The following is a 23647-nucleotide window of genomic DNA, read 5'->3' as shown; positions in this document are numbered from 1 at the left end:
AACCCCTACTAATTCGGAGCATCTATTGTTCCAATAAATTATGAAGGAAGTGGTACACATTGAAAATTGAGTTTCCTGTTAAGCATATAGAAAACAATCTAGTATTTGCACATGACGGGACAGTATGGGCTTATTATAAAATAGAGGGATTCAATTATGATTTCTTAGAAGATGATGAAAAAATAATTCCATTTCAACAACAGATGTCATTTCTAACAAACATCGGTCTTGATTTGCATTATTTAGTGGTTCCTAATCCAACGAATATTACAGGTATTTTGAACGCTACAATTGATGAAATGAATATGAAAGATTATCCGTTAAGAGAAAATGGAATTCAGTATATAGAACAAGTCAAAAGGGCTTTAGAAAACGAACGCGAATTGAATGAGTCCAGTGAGTATCATCACTACATTGGTATTCAGTTAGATCCTGAGAAAAATAAATATGCTTCAGGTAACGCTGGTATAGGTGCCCTAACATCTGTTAAAAAGTTTATTGAAGGCTTCAGTTCACCATTATATCAAGCGGTAGGATTGTACCCCGATGACATTTTAGAAAGCCAAATCAAAGCTTTTCAAAGCCAATCAGTTTCAATCGAATCAGCAATATCGAATTCATTCGGTTCACGGATTCACAAAGTAACGACGGAAGAATTAGTATATATAATTGAGAAAAGTTTCAGCACGAGAAATAACAATACAGACGTTCAGCTTCGTAATTCTTATGAAATTGGTAAAGCTGTTGAAGGGATTGATATGCAAGGAAATAAACATAAAGCGATTCGCAATAATAAAAAGGAATTCTTTGATGTACAAAATACGAATATCAAAGAACTTGGCCCGAAAACATTGATGTTGAATCGAATTACTGATGCCAACGAAATTGAAAGTCTCTACTGCCAATACTTAACGATTGAATATATGGATGATGTTCAACATCATCCCGGCAGTGAATGGCTCTACAGGATTCAATTGCGTATGCCTTTCCCGTTAACCGTTTCGATTCGTGCGGAAAATCAACCAAATGAAATAATTAAAAAGAAATTAAGTAATGCAAAACTGGAATTCAGAGACCAACGTAATGAAGCACAAAAGGGTGGTCAAGATCTAGATATGAGTGTCGATATTTCACAAAGTGGGACGATTCAAATGGAAAACTATTTTAAACAAACAGGATTTCCTGGGTTTGCTGTTTCGTTCGTCTTTAAGGTAACTGCTGAAACCGAAGAACAATTAAAGACAAGAGTTGGATTGCTGCGAAATGAATTATCAAAGTACGGCTTAAAAATTGTCGCCCCTTATGGTGAGCAAGTTCATTTCTTATTGGAAGCTATTCCAGGTTCGAAAAAGTATCACGATGATTATAAGATGGAGGTTGCCCCTGGTGTGTTAGCTGGAATGATGTTCGGTGCTACAACAAACATTGGAGATAATCGAGGGTTTTATATCGGTCATACTTCGCAGTTTTCTAAGCCGGTCTTTATCCAGCCTGATTTAGCAGCCAAAGCATTTGATGGGCTTGGTAACGTAGTAGATTCAATTTCAGTTCTAGTTGCAGGAATGACGGGACGAGGAAAATCCTTCTTCATGAATCTGTTTATTTATCTTGCGACACTTACCGGCTCCAAAGGGTTAATCATAGACCCTAAAGGAGATAGAACAGGATGGGATAAGGGACTTCCGTTTATTCCGAAAGAATTCATAGAAGTTTGGACACTTGGTTCTGATCCAGAAGATGCCGGTTCACTTGACCCATTTAGAACAAGTACAAGCATCGAAGAAGCCAAAGATATTACGATGGATATACTTTCGTATCTGGCCAACATTAATTTGAATGAAGATGCGTACAACATTTTGAGCGAAGCAGTTGAAGAAGTGGCAAATGAAAATGACCCGTGTATTGGTAGAGTTCTGACCTATTTAAACGAGCTGTATGATCGTCGGCCAGAAAGCATGTCGAATAGTCGCCATGAAGCATTGGAGCGGTTGAGAGGTACGCTAGAGACATTGAAACGTAATCAACTATCCATGTTGCTGTTCGGGGAAGTGGGCCAAAACTTTAAAGTGCTGGAACAGGACAAACCGATTCAGGTACTCATGATTCAGAACCTTAACTTACCCTCGTCCAGTGAGAAGAACGCAAGAAATATTCACAAGATATCAGAAGCAATTATGATTTCAATCACTGCATGGACAAAACAGTATATGTTTAAGGGTGATAGGGGCACACATAAGTTCATTCTCCAAGACGAAGCAAGTGCAATTGAACGAAGCCCAATTGGGGCTGAATTAATGGACTTCACCGTGCGAATGGGCCGTTTCTATAATACGACACTGATAAAGGGCTCACAAAATGCCTCTGACCATGGGAATGATGTTGCAAATATGGGGATGAAATTTAGTTTCGGTTTGCGAAAAACGAGTGAAGCTGAAGAAATGTTAGATTACCTGAATCTTCCACAGACGAATGCAAATATTGAAACGTTAAAAGCATTGGATCGAGGCGAAGCGTTATTCCAAGATATTTACGGTCGTTCTGCAGTCGTTAAAATTAATCCAGTGTTCGTTGAATTATTAGATGCCTTTGATTCTTCCACGTCATCAGAGGAGGAAAGGGAGCGTGAAAAAGATAGAGTAATATGATAATATACAAAACAACGAAAGGGAGTGTAACGTTGAATAAAAAACGTATTTTAAGCCTAGCAGTTGTGTTTGGTATGGCCTTTCTAATTGCAGGCTGTAATTTCAATGTAAGTGAAACAGTAAACGAAAAAGAAAATGACAATGCAAAGAAATATGAAGAAGTTTTTAAAGAAACAGATGCGGTAGCCCATGACTTTATGGTGGTAAAGATAGAACAAAATTATCCTGAGATTCTTAAATATTTGTCGTCAAAAGGTATTGAAGAGTTAAAAGAGAAAAGAGATTACCTGTTAGATAATCATGAATACCCGAATGGCTTTGAAAAACTCGATGGGAAGTATGAACTTAGAAGATATGACAACTTTTATAGTGATGATAGCGATGAAGTCTATTATAGATATGTCTCTCCTGATGATAAAGGTAAGTTAATAAATAGTTGGATAATCCTAGAGAAGGGTAAAGAGAAAGAGTGGAAAGTAAAATCATATTACGGAAAAAGACCAGATGAAATCAATGATTCTAATGCAGAAACTGGTACGGTACTACACGAATTACCTGTAGAAGATGACGATGATTAAGGATTCGATTTTAAAAGTTTAATACGGAAGGAGGTAATAGGCTCTGAGTAACCCTTGCTATGTGCAAAGGGTTATTTTTTATTGCCTAAAATCATATGAATTCAAATTACAAAAGAATATTTCTTTTATTTATGATGATATTTCTGTTCTTCGGTATGGGTCTATCTCATTTGGGATTTGCAGACGATGGCGAAGAAACGAAAAAAATGACCGATATTATGGATATAATTACAGACCAATACGGTGAGTTTAAAGAGGGAGGGAAATCCTATTATCATTTAGATGCAGTTTCGGATAAAGATGTAGAGTCTTACGATGATGGAGAGAAGTTTTGGGCGGACACATACGATAAATTATTTGGATGGGCTGATGTTAAAGAAAATGTTGGAAACAAATTGAGCGAAATGGTCAATTTGGTCAACAATATTGTCTTTGATATTAATATATTTTTATCCTATACCATGTTGGTTATGTATGACTTAGCTTATACTGCTGATTTTACTGGAAAGATTATAATGGAACTTGAAAAACTAATGTCTAATCTCACTGGTATTTCAGGAGGTAAATTTAGTATAGGAAACGGCCTTTTTGGAAACCTCGTAAAATTAATAGCGATTATTACTGGTATGTATGCTTTGTACGTTTTTATAGTAAAACGTGCTTTTTTTGATTCCTTTTCTTCGGTATTCCAAACAATTATTGCAATGACAATAGCAATTCTAATGTTTGCTAATTACACGACACTTTTAACAGGTGCTAATAAAATAACAACAGAATTAAGTGGATTTGTTGTTAGTCTTCCAAGTCAAAGCGGTGATTCTGATTTAGTTGTAGATGATCCAAGAACGAAAATGAAGGATAGTATTTGGGGAATGTTTGTAGATAGACCTTACTTATATATGCAATACGGCACACACGACGTGGAAACACTTGGGGGTGGGGACAGAGATGAAGGTGTAAAACGAGTTAAACATATATTAAAAGAACCTGTTGGAGAAGATAGACTAACCAAGGTGATAGAAGAGGAAGCATCAAATAGCGGTAAAGGAAACAACATGATGAAATACTCTGCGGTGAATAGTCGACTGGCTTTCTCTTTTTTCTACATGGTTATTAATGGGCTTGTGTCACTTCCCATATATTTATTGTCGCTTTGTTTAATTCTATTCCAGTTCTGGTTTATGGTCATTGCGGCTCTAGCACCATTTGCCTTACTGATTGGTGCAATTCCGGGACAATTTAATGTCTTAAAAAGATATTTCATTGAGTTGGGTATTCCATTAGCTTTGAAGATATTTGTTTCATTCATAGCGTTAATTGTATTTGTAATTTCGGATATTATTTACGCTGGAGATTTTAAGTCAATAAGTGGGGGCTCTAATCCGTTTTATAGTTACGTGGGTGCAGCAACGTTCAATCTATTATTATTCGGAACAATTTTCATCCTACGGAACAGAATCAAAGATATATTCTCGTCCGGATCAAATGCAATTCGTGACCTAAGAGAAAGTTCAGGGACGTTTACAGCACCATTCAAAAAAGGTGTACAAAATGTTGCTACGGTTGGTGGTGCTGCTGCGGGTGCTGTAGTAGGAGGTCCTGCTGGTGCTTTGACAGGTGCTGCAATTGGCGGGTCCGTTGGTAAGGTCGCAACAGGAGAAGGTGGCATTAGTGACGTTGCTGGCTCTGCAATGAAAGCCCAACATCTTGCCCACTTGAGTAAGATGACAAAATCACAACAAGCCGCAAAGCTATCTGTTACTGATAAAGGTAGGTTAGACAGCTTTTTTGATGACAAAAATCTAACTCCTGAAATGAAGGTGGAGACGATGGAAGCACTCGAAAAAGAAGGTGTAACTAATTTAAGTGATGAAGAACTGAATGAGCAATTCGAGAAAATTAGTAGTAAAGGTGATTTGAATGATAACTTTGCTCAAATATTTGCTAAAGGTATTTCAGATGACCGAAGAAGCAATGTAATCGAAAAAGAAAAGAATTTATTGTTTGCTGGAAGAGAACAAAAACGTGAACAAACAAAAGCGATTCTGTCTGACAAAGGAATCCCATCAGAAATGGTTGATGAAACGATGACTGCATTAGATCAACAAGGATTGCACGATGTAAGTCCGAAAGAATTGCATACTCAACACGACAAATTGATGGAGCAAGGCGACTTGAATGATGATTACGCTACAACATTTGCAAAAGGAATTTCGGATGAAAGAAAATCTATTCAATTACAGAAGGAGAAGCAAGATGTATACGGTGAAGTGGAATATGAACTTCATTTGAATAAATCAATGGTGACAAATGAGCTTGCGAATAAAGGGGTGCCACCTGAGATGATTAATCAAGCCCTAGATACATTAAACCAGCGTGGTTTAAACAATGTCAGTCCAGGTGAAATGAACAGACATTTTGATCTAGTAGTTGAACAAGCTGAGAAAGGAGAATGGAAAAACGGTTTCGCTGACACGTTTGCTAGCAACATTGAAAATGAAAGAAGAGCAATCGAATTGGAAAAAGAAAGAAAAGCAATTTTGGAAGGAAATAATCTAAAATCGTTTGACAAGTTTATACAGTAGTAAAAGGCTTTTGTTAAACGAACATAATAACTAGAAAAAGGGGTTGAGATTTCTTGTGAGTGAGAAAACAAAAAGAATAGTTTCTTATGGCGTGATGGGGTTAGCCGTCACGCTTTTATTGTTGGGTTTTATTATCGGTTTTGTCGATAAAGGAAAAAAGAACAATGAAGATGATAATTCGAAAGAAACACCTAATGGAAATGCGGAAGAAAACATATGGCAATATACTCCAAAAGAAGAGAGCAAAAAAGAAAAATTAGTAGTAAATGTGGGAGCTGATTCCAAGGTAGAAGGAAGTGGAGATATTGATGTTGTAGAAGAGAAGGCCGAAAAAAACTATTTGAAAGTACCTGAAGAAGTTTCAAAAACTCCGACTCAAAGCGATATGTTCAGCAATAAGGATTTGGAGAAAACAATGGAAATTGCAAATGAATTTGCTTTAAAGTTTCATGAATTTGATAAAGCATCCCCTGTTAAACATTTAGAGTCCGTTGAGGGACTGTTGGATCAAAGTTATATCAGCTACCTTATGGATAACGAAGAAGAAAAGATTACGGGATTAAAAGATGTCAAAGGTATTGTTTCAAGAAAAGTTCTTTCAGTGGAGATTAAAGAACCTGTTGCCCCGACATTAATTGCTATTTCATGGGATGCCGTAGTTATTAGTAAGGTGATAAATCGTGATGGTAAAACCAGAAAAGATACGGATGTTTACAGTTTGATGTTTGAAAAAGATGAAGGCAGCGAATTCCAAATTGTTGAGTATTACTTAAATTACGATGACAAAAGATAAAGAGGAGGGAACGAACAAAACCTCTTTTAAGAGCAAGTAGTTCGTTGAATGATTATGAAAAAGTTGTTGTGGATTGTACCGGTTATAGCCAGCCCGGTTTTACTATTAATATTTTCACTCCTCGCCCTTCTTCTTTTCTTTGGGATATTTGTAATTTTTACAGAAGAAGACGATGAACAGATGAACTTTGGCGGTGGTGCAATATGTCGTGCGGATGGTGAAATTAGTGAAACTGTATTCTTCTCGCAATTTAATGATGCTGGTAAATTTACAGGTAAAGGGCAAGTGTTTATCGATGTTGCAGAAGAGTATGGCATAGATCCGGTATTGATGTCAGCGGTCGCATTTCATGAAACAGGATTCGGAACATCGGCGGCGGTTATTTTAAAAAACAATCCCGGCGGTTTGATGGACCCTGCAACAGGAAGTAAGTATTTATATTCATTTGCAACAATTGAAGATGGTTTAAGTGCAATGGGGAATACGCTACACAATCGAATTATCAAAGATGGATTAACAACGATAGCTGATTTAGGCAGTGTGTATGCGCCAATTGGAGCAGACAATGATCCAACTGGTTTAAATAAACACTGGGTTCCGACTGTAACCAAACTGGTCGCTCAATTCGGCGGTTTAACGATGAATTGTGAAGTTAATGTCATAGGCGAGTGGATGTTGCCTGTATTAAATGAATTACATGTTACGAGTCCGTTTGGTTATCGTGTACATCCCGTCCATGGCGATGTAAGACTGCATACTGGTGTAGACCTTGCCTGTGCAAATGACGATCCTATCCTTTCAGCTCAAAGTGGCAATGTTATTTTTGCTTCTGGAACTGGTTGGTCAAATGGGTACGGACTACATGTAATTGTCAATCATGGCGAAGTCACCACTTTGTATGCCCATTTAAATTCCACGAAAGTAAAAATAAACGATGTGGTTTCTCAAGGGGATGTGCTCGGTACATGTGGTTCAACTGGAACATCAACCGGAAATCATCTACATTTTGAAATAATTCGCGCCGGTGGAAAAGAAGATCCGATGCCGTATTTAACGGAATATACGACTGTTAGTGAGTAATAAATATACGGAAATGATTTGTCCGACGTTAATGTCGGGTGTAAACGTTGATAGAACAGTGTTTTCCGATTACCAACGTCGGACGTCAAAGAAAATGAACGTCAGACGTGAAAATACTCCGTAAACATTGTTGGTATAAGGTTTCTATTTCCTAACGTCTGACGTTGGGATATTCGTGTTGGAAAAGGTTGATTAACGTCCGACGTTGGGTTTTAAGATTACAGATACATCAAGGGATTGACTGGTGAATTAACGTCCCCAAAAAAGAAAGGAATGAAGTTGATGGAATCTGAAAGGAACATGCTTTTCGAGCAATTAAAAAGCCTAGAGGAAATGAAGGTTTATTTAATGTCACAAATAAATAAGTTAGGGGGAAATAATGCTGCCATTAAGATGACATCAGTCTACCCAATGGCGAAAGTGAAACCAATGATTATCAATGGTTATCCAGTTTTCCAATTTTCATATGAAGGTGCTTTACCGCTTTATAAAGAATCTGATAGGGATTATCTAGCAATGATAAGACATTATTATTTTCGTGCAACCCATGATGCATATGACTTTTCAAAGGTTGATTATCAATTTGATGAGTCTGTAATTATCCTCGCTCAACATTTTGAAAATAAGATTATCCGTGATTTAGATAATCGAAATCGAAAGCTTATTCAAGATGCAATACGGCATACGGGACTTATCGGAGACGATAGCTGGTGGAGGGTATGGAACTTTGATATCGGGTTTCTAGATACAAGGGGAAATCATGTGCAAGTCTTTGTAGTATCGCAGGATAATTTCGAGGATTTTTTGACCTATCTGAAAGAAAAGTATTTCCATTTAGCAAAAATCCCTAAATCAACATTAAAGGAAGAAATATTTGAAGAATATAGAGCAAGAGTAAAAAGGGAAAAGAAAGAAAAAGTGAGCAAGGAGAAAGAACGGTTGAAGAGTCTATCAAATACTAAATCAGAAGATTTTTGGGGTTAATTGTTTCTCAGCATTCGAATATTGTACCCGAGCAAAAGCCTCATATTTTAGGTGCAATATAAAGGGTTTTTCGGAACCCCTATGTTGTACCCAACATGGGCCCTAAATTGTACCCAGTATTAAAAGGTTAAATGTAAGTGGCTATTGGCATTATTAAATTCTAGACGAATTGGACAAAACGGAGAGGTTTAGTTGAATCAATTCGTAACAGCGTGTAGAAGTGACCGAAAATAAACAGCCGAGGCGAACAATCTAAAAGGAGGGAAACGCATGTCGAAGACGGGCAAGAAACAGGTGGTGAAGGTTCTGCAGGCTCGTGATATTGAGATACTTCGTGGCCTGTACGAACATCGTGTGTTGAGTACGGAGCAGATCATGCGACGCTACGTAATGTCACGGTGGTATACGTATAAGAAATTAAGAATCTTGCGTAATTCAAGACTAATCAGCACACACCCGATAAGTGGGTATCTAGCGAATCAAAGTAGACAAGGTTCGTATCACCGAATTAGTGAAATAGGTATCTCCTGCTTAAGAGAGCAGGGGGTGCCTGTTGAGCGAAGAGCCGATGAATTGCGAGTGAATATCCGACGTTTGCCGTTTCTACTATCCACCAATGATGTGATGATTGATTTGGAAAGGTACGGATGGGAAATGAAGGACAGCAGGGATGTAAAAGAGAAATTACAGTTAAACCGCGGTGCCAATGTACAGGGTATGTTGACAAGTCCAGGCGGCTCGAATTACTTGTTCTACATGTTCATGCATGGAGTGGGGATGAAGAATCTGATGAAGACAACAAAGGAATTAAGCGATTTCGGAAATCCAAACTATATACTATTCGCTAAAAGTGCCACCAGTTACAGTACAATTGTTCAGCAACTCTCAACAAATATTTCCGTAATCGTTAAATGTCAAAGCTTGAAAATCTTCCCCTATACGTTTGCAAAATACTATTTACGCTTATTTGAAGATGAAAATAACGTCATGAAGTTTCTGGAAGACTACGAAATCTATGACCTGTCCTTTAAAACGTCTTCTGTAAGCGGAAGTAATAAGCAATACGATGGTTTGGAGCGTGTGGTTCGACATAATGGCGAAGAAAAGTATCTTGTGAATCTGCTCGACACGGATCTAGTTAAAATTTATAACATCAAACAGTACCGCAGAGAAATGTATGAATTGGACGGACGGAAAGTACTAGTGGTAACTACTCCAAATACACGGGATATGCATGAGCAGCTTTTAGAAGAGATTCATCATGTCGATTACCTTGAAATTGATTCCGGGGATCTTGTGGATTATCTGACATCAATCTAAACAACTATTTAATAGAAGGAACTGTTCTTCAAAAGATATTTTAAATCCAAATATTAAAAATAGGAAAGGGGAAAAATTAATGCAAAATACAAATCAAGTTATACCTGAACTACTGGAGATGACAAAACTAACGGCACATGAAAAGGGGCTTAATAATGAGATAGCCGTGCATCTAGGAGAAGCAGAGCAAAGGAGAATGTACCGGACTATGCGTGAACTACTCGCTGATGAACTTGTATTTGTGTTGAATCTGGAAGTGTCGAGTGCCCGAAGTAGAAAGGGGTGATCTAGTTGCAAGTAATTATAGTGGTGATTAGCTTTCTATCGGCAGCGTTGGGCGTCACTGTCATGTACAACGCTGTCTATATCCCCTCGGTAAAATTAATTCTGATTACTGGACTGATCGCTCTGGTCACCTACTTCACCATCAAGCAGCTGCAGCAGTCGAAAAATAAGAAGTTGGACAAACTAATGTCAATCAGTATGACGTTGTTCGGAGCAATGTTCATAGCTAGTCTCGTCTATTCTACTTGGGACATAGAAAAGTTTCTATCACGATTTACAATGATGAAACTCACATTGATATTATTTGGTATAATCGGAGTATATCTGAACGTAGTCTTCATCCGTGCAGAAATATCCTACAAGAAAAAGCGTGGGAACCAAAGAATCGAAGAACAGCCAAACAAAAGCTATTTTGAAAAACGCAAGGAAGAAAAAGAAAGAATTAAACGTGGAGAAGTAAGGATTATTCTGGGTGGATCTACCGATAATGACGATCTTTGACAAGTATTGTTCAGTAAAAGGGCCAGATTGTTGCACGACATAGTAACTTTATTTTGGGCTTATAATAATAGTACCATTTATGGATGTACCTCTTTAACTATGGATTATTGTTCAAACAAACATAAAAACTTAAAAAGAGGGGGTAGATACATGTTACTGTTCTTGATTTTTTATTTTATAGTTGCGCCTATTTGTGTCTTATTACATGAAATAGGACATGGAATCGGCGCTGCCTTTGCATCGAAAAAACATGTGCATATTTATCTTGGACCGGGAAGTGAAAAGAATAAAGAGAACTTCAGACTAGGAAGGATTCACTTTCATATATTTTGGTCCTATACAGGTCTTACCTATTGGGGGAAAGACTTTAGTGAAAGACAGAAAGCGATTGCATTGGCCGGTGGACCTTTAATGTCTTTGTTACTGGCCTTTTTATTTGGACTGCTGACGCTGTTTGCCCCTCAAGGTGAGGTGCATTCATTGTTTTGGTGGACAACAATGTTATTTTTTCTTCAGTTCATTGGTACAATAATTCCTGTGACCTACCCTGGTTGGATGGGAGGACTTGGTGGTTACCCATCTGATGGTTTACAGCTGTTACGAATTTTGAAGAATCGAAATTAACAACATGATTTGGAAGTATTAGCTTACTTTATAAACCAACAACTATATTTTTAATCTACACAAAACACGTCTCATTCAGTCATTGAATGAGACGTGTTATTTTTATTGTTGTTTTACGGAAGGGGGAAATCAAAATATGATTTTCAAAACTAAAGTCAGTAAAAACAAGCTGTATATCTACCCTGAAGTCGAAGTTTATGTAGGAAAGCAAGATCCAGCTAAATTAATCGAGTTGGGCTTTCTTGTACTTGGCACATCTCTCTTATTTTTGAGAATGATGGATACCCAAATCAGCAAAAAGAATATGAGGTTTTGGATAGAGCGTATATCGCGAAATGCTAATTCGTTATCCGAACTACTATTGAAGGAAGGTGAACGATTAAATCAATTGATGATAAGCAAACAGAATAAAGAACAACTACAATTACTCAGATATAAAATATCGAGAACTACTCAGACGTTGTTTAGCTTTGAAGAAAATAATCTGGCTCCATTTAAATTGAATCCGATACATGTGCATTTCGGCAAGTGGGGTTGGGCAAGGAAATGATAATGAAAGGAGGTGAGGCAGATGGGGATGCCAATTGTATGGCAAGGAAGCGACTGTTTTACACACATGCTTGCCGTAGGTCCTACACGTTGCGGAAAGACAGCAACGATATTGAAACCGATGATATACCAATTACTGCTCCAAAAGAAACGTGGAGTCCCTTTAGGCATATCTGTTGTAGAACCCAAAGGCGATGTGGCAGCGATGGTAAATGAAATGTGTTTAGAAATGGGTATTCCGTGTACTCACGTTGATCCCGATAAACCAGATTCAGCAAGATTCAATCCAATGGAAGGTGACACGGATACAGTAGCGGAAGCAACAGTCGTTGTATTAAAAGGTTTGTTCGGAAAGCAAGATGCGTTTTTCGCTACTGTTCAGGAACTTTCGGCACGTAACGTTACGAAGCTACTCAAAGAACTACACGGCAACAACATGGATATTATCGATGTGATGAATACGCTTCGTGATCAAAATGTCTTACAGCAGAAAGTATCCGAACTAAAGCATAGAGATGGCATGACGGACTTGGTCCATTTCTTCGAAGCGGAACTACTTGGTAGTATGCGTGAGAAATATCAGCAATTCGTTATTGGTCTTAGAGCGCAACTCGAAAACATCGTTAGTAATGAGGCCTTGCGAACAATCATGACTGGTAGAAGTGATGTGAACATTGATGAACATCTGGAAACGGGCGGTGTTCTCGCGGTCAATACGGCTCTTGGAAAGTTGCGTAAAGCAGGGGATGCCTTCGGCCAATTCATGATTATGCACTTACAAAACGGTACATTCAGGAGACCAGGAACAGAGGATACACGGATTCCACATTTTTTGATAGTCGATGAATACAGCCGTTACATTAATCCAGATGTAGAGATTTTCTTATCACTCGCTGCCGAATATCGGGTAGCGGGCATTTTTGCGACGCAATCTCTTGGCCAACTTGAAATCGAATCGGGTAGTCTTGGTCCAAAGGCGATGAAACAAGCGATTCTTACATCATGTCGAAACAAAATCTGTTTTGGCGGCATATCCGCACAGGATGCACAAGATTTTGCGGATGAATTTGGTAAAGATAAAGTCATTATGCGGCAAAGCACGTATAAGAATCGAATATTGTTGCCACGGCTATTTCCAGATTCCTATCGGGACACAGAGGATGAAGAATACCGTTTTGATCCTACGGATTTAATGGACGGCATACCGAAATTTAACTTTGTCCATAAACTCCTGCAAGATGGGTCACCACAGAAGCCTGCATTGGCAAAAGGTCAGTTTGTCCCTCGTAATTGGAAAGAGTTGAGGGAATGGGAAGATGGAACGTCTTTTAAAAAGTTGAAGAAGAATAGTCTGCTCAAACGTTTTCAAAAGCGAAAGAAAAAAGAACAGGTTGCCGGGCTTGAACAGGCTAAACAAATGGAGGCTGAGTCACTAACTGAACCAATTACCCAGCCCGAAATCGAAACGTTAAATTCTTTTGTAGCAAATCCTAATAAAAAGACATCGAGTGTTTCTGAGCAAAATGAAACAAAACAGGAAGCGGAAAAGAAACATGTTCCTGAACAGAAAAAGAAATCAAAGAAGCCGATAAAGCCCATCGTTCAACAATCACAAGCAGTGGTTGAACAGTCATTAGGTACAAAAATAAAACCAAAAGAAACGAACAATGTAGTGAGGTCCAATGACGGATTTTGGGATTAGCAAAATGAAACGAGTGTCAATGTCTCACAAAAAATAAACTAATGAAATGGAGAGATTTTAAAATGACTGAAAACAACATGCAAGTTCTAATTGAAGGTTTTGATCCATCAAAAGTACAAGAGGTAAATAATTTTGATAAGGATTGGAAAGAGGTATATAGTGCTTATCAAAACAATTCAATCTTACAAGCGCCAATCATCGGGATTGAAAAGCTGCTTGATAAGCCATGTGCGGTTGTCGGTGTTGGAAACATTCGTGGGTTCATTCCTTTGGAGTTTACAGGTGCCGATAACTTACGTCAGCTTCGTGCCATGACAGGTCAGTCAGTTGCGTTCAAAGTATTGAATTATGACCGGGAAGCAGAAGTATTTACTGGTTCACGTACAGCTGCTTTGGATCACATGGCATCTATCACACTAAAGAAAATTGATGTAGATGATGAAATCATTGCTGTTGTCCGCAGTGTCAGCCCCTCACTTGTTCGGGCAGATATCGGTGGAATCGAAGTTAAAATTCCGCTAGAGGAAATCAAATATGGTTGGATTGACGATTTAACAGAAGAAGTTAAACAAGGCGATCACCTGAAAGTGAAAGTTTTAGAGATTGATCAAGACGAGAAAAAAGTTATCGTAAGTGCAAAGGCGACACAAGAGAACCCGTGGTTGCGTTCGATTGGTCGATACTCTTCTGGGAATGAATACGTCGGTACAGTTTCGGGTGTGCGTGAATATGGAGTCTTCGTCAATCTAGAAGCCGGTGTCGATTCATTGGCCCGTCACTTGAAGTTTCAAAACGTAAAAAGAGGAGACCGGGTATTGGTCCGAGTGTTAGAAACGGATGCTAAAAAGGAGCAGATTCGTACACGTATTACTCGTGTACTGTAAAAAGCTAGGGGGTTGCGTCAAAATGATGTGACCCCTTGGTAAATCTAATATAAGGAGGAGAAATCCATGTCAACCAGTCCATTTTCTTTATCACATCAATGGAGCTTGCACTGGACACGAATACCATCAAACATAAAACGTTCAGATCTTGTCAACGGAGAATCACCGAAAGAACGGAATGCGTTGGAAGCACTTGCGGCAGTGGGCGTAATCGGGGGAGCACAACTCTTTCGATTATTTTCTTTGGATAAGAGACGTTTAAAGCGAATGGCAGCGGAAAAGAAGATAGTACGGCATGAAATCCATCGAAACCAGCAGGTTGTACCAATTTACACAATAGGAATAAATGGTGCCGTTATCGCAGGGCTGAATGATTGTTATGAAAGTAATTACTGGGTTGAATATAAAATAGAGGATGTTTTGAAACGTCTTCTATTTTTCCAACTGTTGAAGCAGTTTCCTGAATCAAAAGTTTTGCCAGCACAATTACCGTTCAATGGTGCGATTCAGTTTCAAGGCAAGCCAATCTACGTATATGTGGTACGTGGAGATGTAAATGATTTGCTTATGTATTTAAAATGGAGCGGCAAACACTTTAACGAGCGTCTAATCATTATTACAGAATCAATTAAGCACTTGCAACCGCTAAAGATCTCTGCCGAAACTTTGAAAGTAAGAGTGGCCCTGGATCAAGATTTACATGATCACATTGAAGACCTTCAAAAGATCTTTTATTTCTTGGATGAATCCGGTAAGTTTGCTAGCGAAGTAGAAAAGGGAGGGAGAGCTAACCATAAATTAGTATAGTGATGATGTATGGAACAAAAAATAATACAAACGTAGAAAGAGGCAAGAAACCCCTTGTAAGAAAGCAATTAAATCTTCAATTGGATTTCACAAGGGGTTATACACTTTAATCCAAGGAATAAAATCATGGCTTGGCACGCTGGAAGTATTGTTTTATCATTTTAGTGACTGAAAAATAGTTTGCAATTGTTTTATTATCTACAAAATCTTGGCGGAAAAAATACCTAGTAAAAAGATTATTAAATTAAATAACCAATTTTCTCTTATTGCTTCGAATATTCCCTGTGGAGTAAGGCCATATTTTTTATACCATTTGGTTTCAGTTTTAAGGCTTCTCTCAATCATCTTCTCCGCAATTGAATGCATTACATTAACCTTTCTTAAAGTCGAATGATGCAACTTTACGTATTCTTTATTTTCAAAAGCAGCAACTTCTTCTACGCCATTCATAAAATCTTTCATTGAAATGTCATTTTTCTTTGCTATTTTTTCAAGTCTGGGATGATCGATATAATCTTGTCCGAAAATAGTTTTTAGTTTATCGGCTAAATCAAATTTGTTTTCATCTGGTATACTCGTTGGCTTTCCCCCTAAAACGTCAAATCTATGATTTATTGCTTGAAAGCCAAAACCCATATCCCTCATATTCCAATGAATCCACTTGAATTTTAAATGAGCTTTTAAAAACTTGAAGAAGTCTTGGAGCATAATTTTTTCTAGTTTGTCGTAATGCGCTTCAATTCCACTTAACAAATCCTCTTTTTCAGCTGTTTTATGAATAGAAAAACTTTCCGATTGACCAGTATTAAAAGATCTAACTGCAATTGAAGTAATACGAGCACTTCTTCCATCTGCTTTATCGTAAAAACTCTCGCTCGAATAATGAATAAGTAAAACATTTGAAGTGTTTTCAACTAAATTATCAAATTCTCTTAATGCTTTTTTACTATTGTGAAGCCTCCGTTGTATACTTACCATGCAAATCCCCCCAATCGCTTATTATAAGTATAAGTGAAAGGTTAAATTTAAACAGTTTAATTATATAAGATTTGCTTATCAACCCCAAAATGGAAGGGTATATTTCCATTCAATTGCGGAATACTTTTGAATTGGATATAATATATACATATTTCATTAGTTTTCACGTCACCATTTTTCATAGGTGAAAGTCGTTAAGCCTTTGTTTCATTACTAAAGGAGATTCGACACAAATGTTTAGCCTTTGTATTTTCAGACTCTTTGAGAAATGTTAGGCAGACGAATTACGTCACAAAACTGCTCTTCGCACACTAGATACTTACGCATTATTTGCGTGATATATATTTTAAAAGCCGATTGATCCCGCTACGGGTGACATCGGCTTTTTTTATTTTAAAAATTTGAAAGGAGTGCTGCAATGAAATGATATGAAAACAAAACAACTTTCGTTATCTGTTGCAATGGGTTACATAAAAGTCGATTGATCCCTTATGGGTGAAATCGGTTTTTTTATTTATTAAAAATACAAAAGGAGATGGTTTAAGTGGAAAAAGTATTGACGTTTACAAACGAACAGAAGTCGTTGATTTGGAATCGATTTGTTCAGCCAGCAAAAGGAACACAAGAAGAGGCGAACCATTTTATTGAAGTGTGTGAAACGTTTGGCCTGAATCCTCTGCTTGGTGACATCGTTTTTCAACGTTATGAAACGAAGAATGGACCGAATACATCTTTCATTACTACTCGTGACGGGTTGCTTCGTGTAGCTACTACACAAGAAGGCTATGTAGGGCCTCCCAACGCTAACGTGGTTCGAGAGGGAGATACATTCGAGTTTATCCCTTCAGAAGGAAGTGTTCGACATGAATTCGGTCAGAAACGTGGCCCTATCCTTGGTGCCTATGCAGTGATGCATCATAAACGTTTTAGACCTGTAGCCGTATTCGTAGATTTTCAAGAATACTTTCAAGCGAATTCAGGAGAAATTAACTCGCGGTATAACAATAAAAACGTTTGGGATAAAATGCCCTCGGCTATGATCCAGAAAATAGCTGAAGTCTTCGTCCTTCGTCGTCAGTTCCCGCTGGGTGGTTTGTACACTCGTGAAGAAATGTCGCTCGAAGAAAACGATAACGGTAATAGTGGAAATGCAGACATTCCGAACCAGTCTAATCCAGCCCGAGAAAAACAAACCGAAGTGGCTGAGCAGCAACAAACTCCAGTAGCACCTGCTCAACAGCCAAAGGAAAACGCTGTCGAAGGGGTATTCATCCTACAAAGTTTTGAAAAAGGCGTAAGTCCACAAAATGTTCCGTTTGCAAAATTGAATGTAATGAACAAAGCAAGCAATGAAGTAAGTCTTGTTTTGGTAAAAGAGAACGAAGAAACAATCGATTCTCTGACTTATGTTCAATTGGGAGCAGAATTATCAATGGTGATCAAAAATGAAAGTGGCTTTAATTTTCTTGAAACGTTCACTCTGATTCAAACGGACGAGCAAAATATTCAAGTTGAATCAGCGCCCGAACAAACAAAACCTATTCCAAAGGAAGAGCAATTAGTTTCTGATTCTGCTGAACCACTAGAAGCATTCATTATGGAAAAATACGAACCAGGTACAACACCAGCTGGCGTAGCTTTCGCAAAAATGTATGTAAAAAACATTGCGGATAATAAGCAATCTATGGTTTTTGCACAAGGTCAAGAAGCGGTTGAAAAAACGAAGCATCTTTCCAAAGGCAGCGAATTTGCAATGGAGACTCGAATCGAAAATGGATTCACGTTTTTCGTGAAATTGGAAGATGCAGATAAAAGGAGTGCTTGAATATGCTCCCAGAGATCTTAAAAGTTGCCGAGGAATATGGACTAACGTTCAATCCCCGGTATCACGGTAAAAAAGAAACGCTTTGCAAATGTACATTTTGCGAAGCGGATAATCGGCCCGGTAAAGGTCATAAGTTTTATCTATCTTTAAATACACAAGATCAAGTATATAAATGTTGGTATTGCGGTGTTTCCGGTGGTGTCATAGACTTCGAAGCAAAGTTGTCAGGTCTTCCTTACAACGAAGTGCGTGAAAAATACTTTGGTAAAAGGAAGAAACCTGTACATCCAGCCGAAAGTTTGAATGCACGTCAACTTCGGTTAATCGGATGGGCTGAATACAAACGAAAAGGCCGTCACGATTTTAAAAAGAATCGAGAGTCGGTTTTGAGAGATTGGAAAAGTTATGAGCATGAAGAGTTGGTAAAACACTTTGCCTTGTTTATGGTGATTGCTCACATTGAAAATCAAGCGGACCGGCAAAATGAACTTCTTCAATATGTGATTCGGTCATGTCATGAAACGCAAATATACTTGTTGTTCAATCGACTGTTGGCTGAATACGTGAAAGATGAAGAGGAACGTTCTGGCTGGGCTAAAGAAGGCACAAATATAGGGCGGGCAGCGTGGAAAGTATCGCTATCAACCTATGACTTCGGAATGGATAAAGTCGTGTATAACGTCGTTTTTCTTTATCACATGCTAGTAATGGAAGAAACGCAAACGCCCAAAAAAGGTACTCACAAAAAGGAATCAATCATGAATGACAAACTGTCTTTCGCTAATTAAAATATCCGTAACCCTATACGGAGGAGAAATAGGGACGTGACTGTAAATCAGTTACGAGAAAAGGAGAAAATTATGAATAACGTGAGCTTAGTAGGACGTTTAACAAAAGAACCAACACTTAAATTTACACAAAGCGGTGTTGCTGTTTGCAATTTTACATTAGCTGTGAATCGTCCGTTTAAAAATGCTAATGGTGAAAATGAAGCGGATTTCATCATGGTACAGGTTTGGAGGAAGCCTGCCGAAAATGCGGCAAACTTCCTTAAAAAAGGTAGTCAGGCCGCTGTGAGTGGAAGAATCAATAGTCGTCATTATGAAAATGATAAAGGGGATCGAATATATGTTACAGAGGTTGTAGCTGACTTTGTACAGTTTCTAGATCCAAAACCTCAAGGTCACGGCAATCAACAACAGCAAGGACAGGAGGGCTATCAGAAACAACCGAATCCTTATGGTGGTACCAGTAATACTCAAAATCAAAATAGTAATCACTTCGAAACGAGTGGAGGTTCCATTGCCGTAAGCGATGATGAACTGCCGTTTTAAAGCGTAAGATTTAATGAAAGGAGATTGGGCATCCAGCCTCCTTTTAATTATTGGGAAACAAAAAGAAGAAAGGAGAGATCATATTGATTTACTCTTTTTCACGTTTAAATCTTTACACAACCTGTCCTTATCGATTCTTTAAGAAATATATCGAGGGATATGAAGAACCGACCACCTATCCTTTAGCTTTGGGTAAGGGGGTCCATAAAGCAGTCGAAGATAAAATTAATGGGGTATCTCATTCAGAAGCTGTTTTAAACGGGATGATTGAAGCTGAATTTCATCCGGAAGTGACAATGGATGAACTGTCAGAGTTGGTTAGTCATGCACCGATTAAAGAGGACATGGGTGAAACGGAGATTCATTTTCAACTACCTTTATCCGATGAAGATTCAGCCCCGATGTTGCAAGGGTATATTGATCTTGTTTCACCAGATGGAAGTAAAATATTTGATTGGAAAACGAATCGTGTGAGATACGATGTTCGGGACAATCATCAAATAGGACTGTATGCGTGGGCTATTGGTCAATTAAAGAACAGAACAGAGGTTGAAGGCAACTTATATTTTCTTCGATTCAGAAGAGCGAGCAAACACGTTTTTAATCAGTTAGATATGGATAGGTCAAGGCAGTGGGCTTTAAGTGTTGCGAATGAAATCAATTCCAAGCGGGAGACCTTAGACTTATTACCAGAAGAAGCGGAAAAGTTGTTCCCATCAACACCTTCTAGCTATTGTAGGCATTGCCCGTTTGTCATTGAATGCTATCGCAAGTTCAGTTGTTATTATTAGGGAATTACATAGGTAATACTATTTTTTTGATACTATGAAAACTCTATTTACAATATTGTTTATTCCCTAATGATAAACATTTTTGAGGAGTTACTAAGATTCTTTGGAGCTTATGTTATAATTGCGGTATCAAATGGATTCTATATATTATAGACTTGTAATAATTTAAGTTTGGTCATTCAAGACTATTTGGAGAAAAGTGTTAAAGTACAATTAAATATTAAATGAAAAAGGTGATGATACTATGAAGGTTATTAAAGATTTTATGAATCACTTACAAAGTTTAGATGATGGTAAAATGCATAATAGTTTATTTATTCCAGAATTTGTGAAGCTATCAACAAGTACGGGAAACTATGGTTTACGAATCTATAATGAGTTAAAAGATGAAGTGATTTATGAAGGTGATAACTATAAAGTTGCTTTAGATGCTGCTAGACATGATGGAGTTCTATGGCAGTCTAATACGATTGAATCAAATTGTGTCAAAGAGGTATATTTAATACACGACAATATATTTTTCAGTAAAGAAAATGCAAACAGCATACAGGACGGAAAAGGACATTTAATAAAGACGTTTATTATTATTAAAGCAGGCGAATTAGTAGCGGATGGATGCTCTTCAGAAGACTATTCACTATTTAATTCAATGGAAGAAGCATTAGAGGAAATGGAGTTATTGTATAATTAGCAGTTGATTTATTATATTCAAGTTTTCCGAAGTGTTGCGACTGCTACTTTGATTTGATAAAATTAATCTATATTCTATTAGTTTTTAAGTCATCGTATTTTGATGAAAGTCGTTATACCTTATCATTATACAAAAGGAGATACGACACAAATGTTTTAGCCTTTTAATTCTCGTTTCGAGAAAAGCTAGGTAGATGTAATTGTACGTCACAAAATTGCTTTCGGGCGTAATCACATGGGGTATTTACGCATTTTTGCGTGATATATATTAAAAGTCGATTGAATCCTTCGGGATATGATCGGCTTTTTTTGTTTTCAAAAATACAAGGGAATGGAGTGATTTAAATGGATGGAAAACAATTAGATGGTCTAATTTCCGATGTTAAAAGGGGAGGTACAAAGAAATCTTTCATCTGTTATATGAATGAAAAGAAAGAAAGAAAATTCCTTGTATTTAAGTTTGGCGGTATCTACCAACTTGATGGCAAAGGAGAAGTTAGAAAACTGAACATGGTTACCGACATTCAAGATATTTTCTTGTCCATTGAAAACGGTGATGTAAAAGTTATTGGTAGTGGAAATATTGGAATCTAAAGGAGGAAGTTCATAATGGTACTTGCAAAAACTGAAGTCATCGAAAGTATGGATCATGCAATTAAGTTAGGAAGAGAAATTGAGAGAGTTGAATCAGCCCTTAAAGCAATGAAAGCAGAGTTGAAAGCATTTGTTGAAGTAAATGGTCCTGTTGATACTGGTGACGTGATTTGGGATTATAGCATATCCGCATCGTGGAGTTTCAATGAAGACGGGCTTAAAGAATTAGCACAGAACATGGTTCTTGAAGGTGTCAATCCATGGAAAGTGTTAAACATTACTGCTTCAAATCTAAAGAAATTGGGTTGGGATGACACCGTTGTAGCAAAAATGGGCGAAAAAAAGGAGACAAGAAGATTCTCGTCTCGTAAAAAGTGATTCTTTAAAACAGTGTAGATTAATTGTAACATAAAAATAAGCCTTCCACCAGGCAAGGAATGAGTGGCACATGAACGCTAGTGCCACTTGGCGCTAGTTTTGTGTGGAGAGGACTATCAAAATGATGACAACAAAATATATTACATCTGCTCGTGAAGCAGTCGCAACATACAATGCAATAGGTTCTGAAGCGGTCATAGAGCTACAGGACATCCTAGCTGTCTTAATCGGCCCATCTTCAACTCCTGAAATTACAGGCCGTTTAGCGAGTCGTGGGATAAGGAGTTTAGTAGAAATGACGGTTGCTGAATTGGAAAAGGAAGGCATGACGCATAATGAAGCCCTGAAGGTTCATTCGGGAATGCTTTTAGCAAAAAAAGTACGTAATGCTGGAAAGAATGAAAAGCGTTACACAATAAGGTCTCCGGAAGATGTAGCATCTTATCTAATGGTAGAAATGACGTCACTAACGCAAGAGCATTTCGTAGTTTTATATCTAAATGTAAAGAATGATGTTCTTCATAAAAAGACAATCTTCATTGGTTCATTAAATTCATCAATAGTTCATCCAAGAGAAGTGTACAAGGAAGCTGTGAAACATAGTGCGGCATCTATAATATGTGCACATAATCATCCTAGCGGTCAGCCCAATCCTTCACAGGAAGATATTGAAGTGACGAAAAAACTGGCTGAGGCAGGTAGTATGATGGGGGTCGGGCTGTTAGACCATATAATTATTGGGGATCATCAGTTTATATCACTTAAGGAAAAAGGCTATATGTAAAGAAATTTGACGGAGGGCGTATTAATTTACGCTCTTTTTTTGTTTGAAAATTTAGGATGATGATTTGTGTGAAGTGTGACTCCACCCTATTTCCATGGTATATCAGCCGACTCTTAAGACAATGGGAAAGGTATCGGGGAAAAGCCAGTCTTACTTGTTTTTGTAGGATGGTAGGATAGATACAGAGACGAAAGCAACAAGAACCAACCTAAATTCATATGGTAACATCATAGTTAAGCCTGCTACTGGTGTTCTAATTAAGTAAGCCTTATAGATTTAGTGGACTGAAATTGACAATGTTATTGGGGTAACGAAATGTAACATTGTGTTTCAACATACAAATTAACAGTGGTATTAACACATACATTTGCAGATCTACAGTAGAAAATGTAATACCGCTAATAGGCTTGTCAATAGGGTGTCTAAAATAGGTGTGTTTCATCCGCAAACGTTGTTACATAGGTGAAAGGATAAGGCCCGATTCGTATGCGAAGTCGGGACTCTAATAGTGTGTTTATTTGATGTTTTGTACCACTCAACTGAACGGTTGCCTTTTTTAATTGTCTAAACATCAAGGAGTATTCAGTTCCAATGTCGGGCGTAATGCGATTTAAAAAAGAGATGGATTTAAAATGGTTATAAAACTTAACCAAACAATATTAGATGAAACGTAGAAAGAGTAGCATCTAGAGATTAATCAGTGAGTAAAAATTACTAACCAAAAGCTAGATTCCAACAGTTCCACATTATTTTTTAAACGGGAATTCCGTTAACTCTTAACTGTATGACCATTTAGACGAACCTAACAAAAATATGATAGAATATTCGAGTTATATGCTGATCAGTTCCAGTTCTTTTAATGGCTCGAAATGGGATAGAAATACTTTATTTATTGGGAAGAGGAATAATGTACTTTCTGCTTTCAAACGGTTACAG

Annotated in this window: 23 protein-coding genes; 22 read left to right on the top strand and 1 reads right to left on the bottom strand. The window is 37.7% G+C overall.

Annotated features, from left to right (window positions below):
- Window positions 1-59 precede the first annotated feature (59 nt).
- From J4G36_RS05705 to J4G36_RS05640, 14 genes are all read left to right on the top strand, one after another.
- Window positions 60-2645 carry an ATP-binding protein gene (locus J4G36_RS05705; protein ID WP_210469082.1) on the top strand — a complete coding sequence of 862 codons (2586 nt, stop codon included), beginning with the start codon at window positions 60-62 and terminating at the stop codon, window positions 2643-2645.
- A gap of 32 nt (window positions 2646-2677) precedes the next feature.
- The gene (locus J4G36_RS05700) at window positions 2678-3223 is read left to right on the top strand and encodes a hypothetical protein (RefSeq protein WP_210469081.1); all 546 of its coding nucleotides are present in this window, start codon (window positions 2678-2680) and stop codon (window positions 3221-3223) included.
- 95 nt (window positions 3224-3318) lie between these two features.
- Entirely contained in the window at window positions 3319-5808 is a 2490-nt protein-coding gene (locus tag J4G36_RS05695) for a CD3337/EF1877 family mobilome membrane protein (RefSeq protein ID WP_368668725.1), read from the top strand.
- 55 nt (window positions 5809-5863) lie between these two features.
- Window positions 5864-6601, top strand: coding sequence for a hypothetical protein (locus J4G36_RS05690; protein ID WP_210469079.1), 738 nt, complete (start codon window positions 5864-5866; stop codon window positions 6599-6601).
- 54 nt (window positions 6602-6655) lie between these two features.
- Window positions 6656-7681 carry a peptidoglycan DD-metalloendopeptidase family protein gene (locus J4G36_RS05685; RefSeq protein ID WP_210469078.1) on the top strand — a complete coding sequence of 342 codons (1026 nt, stop codon included), beginning with the start codon at window positions 6656-6658 and terminating at the stop codon, window positions 7679-7681.
- Window positions 7682-7981: 300 nt separating this feature from the next.
- Window positions 7982-8665, top strand: coding sequence for a hypothetical protein (locus J4G36_RS05680; RefSeq protein WP_210469077.1), 684 nt, complete (start codon window positions 7982-7984; stop codon window positions 8663-8665).
- 270 nt (window positions 8666-8935) lie between these two features.
- Window positions 8936-9985: a replication-relaxation family protein gene (locus J4G36_RS05675; protein WP_210469076.1), complete on the top strand. Its 1050-nt coding sequence runs from the start codon at window positions 8936-8938 to the stop codon at window positions 9983-9985.
- Between the two features lie 79 nt (window positions 9986-10064).
- Window positions 10065-10271 (top strand): hypothetical protein, encoded by a 207-nt coding sequence (locus J4G36_RS05670; protein ID WP_210469075.1) that lies wholly within the window; start codon window positions 10065-10067, stop codon window positions 10269-10271.
- 5 nt (window positions 10272-10276) lie between these two features.
- Window positions 10277-10771, top strand: coding sequence for a hypothetical protein (locus tag J4G36_RS05665; protein WP_210469074.1), 495 nt, complete (start codon window positions 10277-10279; stop codon window positions 10769-10771).
- A 150-nt stretch (window positions 10772-10921) separates the two neighbouring features.
- Window positions 10922-11395 (top strand): hypothetical protein, encoded by a 474-nt coding sequence (locus J4G36_RS05660; RefSeq protein ID WP_210469073.1) that lies wholly within the window; start codon window positions 10922-10924, stop codon window positions 11393-11395.
- A 136-nt stretch (window positions 11396-11531) separates the two neighbouring features.
- On the top strand, window positions 11532-11945 hold the full coding sequence (locus J4G36_RS05655; protein ID WP_210469072.1) for a hypothetical protein: 414 nt from the start codon (window positions 11532-11534) through the stop codon (window positions 11943-11945).
- A gap of 21 nt (window positions 11946-11966) precedes the next feature.
- Window positions 11967-13646 carry a type IV secretory system conjugative DNA transfer family protein gene (locus J4G36_RS05650; RefSeq protein ID WP_246880415.1) on the top strand — a complete coding sequence of 560 codons (1680 nt, stop codon included), beginning with the start codon at window positions 11967-11969 and terminating at the stop codon, window positions 13644-13646.
- 41 nt (window positions 13647-13687) lie between these two features.
- Window positions 13688-14530 (top strand): S1 RNA-binding domain-containing protein, encoded by an 843-nt coding sequence (locus J4G36_RS05645; protein ID WP_210469071.1) that lies wholly within the window; start codon window positions 13688-13690, stop codon window positions 14528-14530.
- Between the two features lie 66 nt (window positions 14531-14596).
- Window positions 14597-15337 carry a hypothetical protein gene (locus J4G36_RS05640; RefSeq protein ID WP_210469070.1) on the top strand — a complete coding sequence of 247 codons (741 nt, stop codon included), beginning with the start codon at window positions 14597-14599 and terminating at the stop codon, window positions 15335-15337.
- 198 nt (window positions 15338-15535) lie between these two features.
- Here J4G36_RS05640 and J4G36_RS05635 read toward each other — a convergent pair whose 3' ends face one another.
- A complete protein-coding gene (locus J4G36_RS05635; RefSeq protein WP_210469069.1) occupies window positions 15536-16315 on the bottom strand; it encodes a hypothetical protein in 780 nt (259 codons plus the stop codon).
- A 544-nt stretch (window positions 16316-16859) separates the two neighbouring features.
- Between J4G36_RS05635 and J4G36_RS05630 the strand changes: the two genes are divergently transcribed.
- The 8 genes from J4G36_RS05630 (at window position 16860) to radC (ending at window position 22711) form a co-directional block, all read left to right on the top strand.
- Window positions 16860-18140, top strand: a complete 1281-nt coding sequence (locus J4G36_RS05630; protein ID WP_210469068.1) for a RecT family recombinase — start codon at window positions 16860-16862, stop codon at window positions 18138-18140.
- Between the two features lie 2 nt (window positions 18141-18142).
- Complete coding sequence (locus J4G36_RS05625; RefSeq protein ID WP_210469067.1) at window positions 18143-18928, top strand: hypothetical protein; 786 nt, start codon at window positions 18143-18145, stop codon at window positions 18926-18928.
- 69 nt (window positions 18929-18997) lie between these two features.
- Window positions 18998-19474, top strand: a complete 477-nt coding sequence (locus J4G36_RS05620) for a single-stranded DNA-binding protein (protein WP_210470439.1) — start codon at window positions 18998-19000, stop codon at window positions 19472-19474.
- Window positions 19475-19557: 83 nt separating this feature from the next.
- A complete protein-coding gene (locus tag J4G36_RS05615) occupies window positions 19558-20265 on the top strand; it encodes a PD-(D/E)XK nuclease family protein (protein WP_210469066.1) in 708 nt (235 codons plus the stop codon).
- A gap of 244 nt (window positions 20266-20509) precedes the next feature.
- The gene (locus tag J4G36_RS05610; RefSeq protein WP_210469065.1) at window positions 20510-20956 is read left to right on the top strand and encodes a hypothetical protein; all 447 of its coding nucleotides are present in this window, start codon (window positions 20510-20512) and stop codon (window positions 20954-20956) included.
- 344 nt (window positions 20957-21300) lie between these two features.
- Window positions 21301-21549: a hypothetical protein gene (locus J4G36_RS05605; RefSeq protein ID WP_210469064.1), complete on the top strand. Its 249-nt coding sequence runs from the start codon at window positions 21301-21303 to the stop codon at window positions 21547-21549.
- 15 nt (window positions 21550-21564) lie between these two features.
- On the top strand, window positions 21565-21927 hold the full coding sequence (locus J4G36_RS05600; protein ID WP_210469063.1) for a hypothetical protein: 363 nt from the start codon (window positions 21565-21567) through the stop codon (window positions 21925-21927).
- A gap of 121 nt (window positions 21928-22048) precedes the next feature.
- Window positions 22049-22711: a RadC family protein gene (gene radC, locus J4G36_RS05595; protein WP_210469062.1), complete on the top strand. Its 663-nt coding sequence runs from the start codon at window positions 22049-22051 to the stop codon at window positions 22709-22711.
- Window positions 22712-23647: the final 936 nt, after the last annotated feature.

The organism is Sporosarcina sp. 6E9 (assembly GCF_017921835.1).
Classification (GTDB): Bacteria; Bacillota; Bacilli; order Bacillales_A; family Planococcaceae; genus Sporosarcina.
The sequence above is the reverse complement of the archived record's forward strand: the minus strand, read 5'-3'. Positions and strand labels throughout refer to the sequence as shown.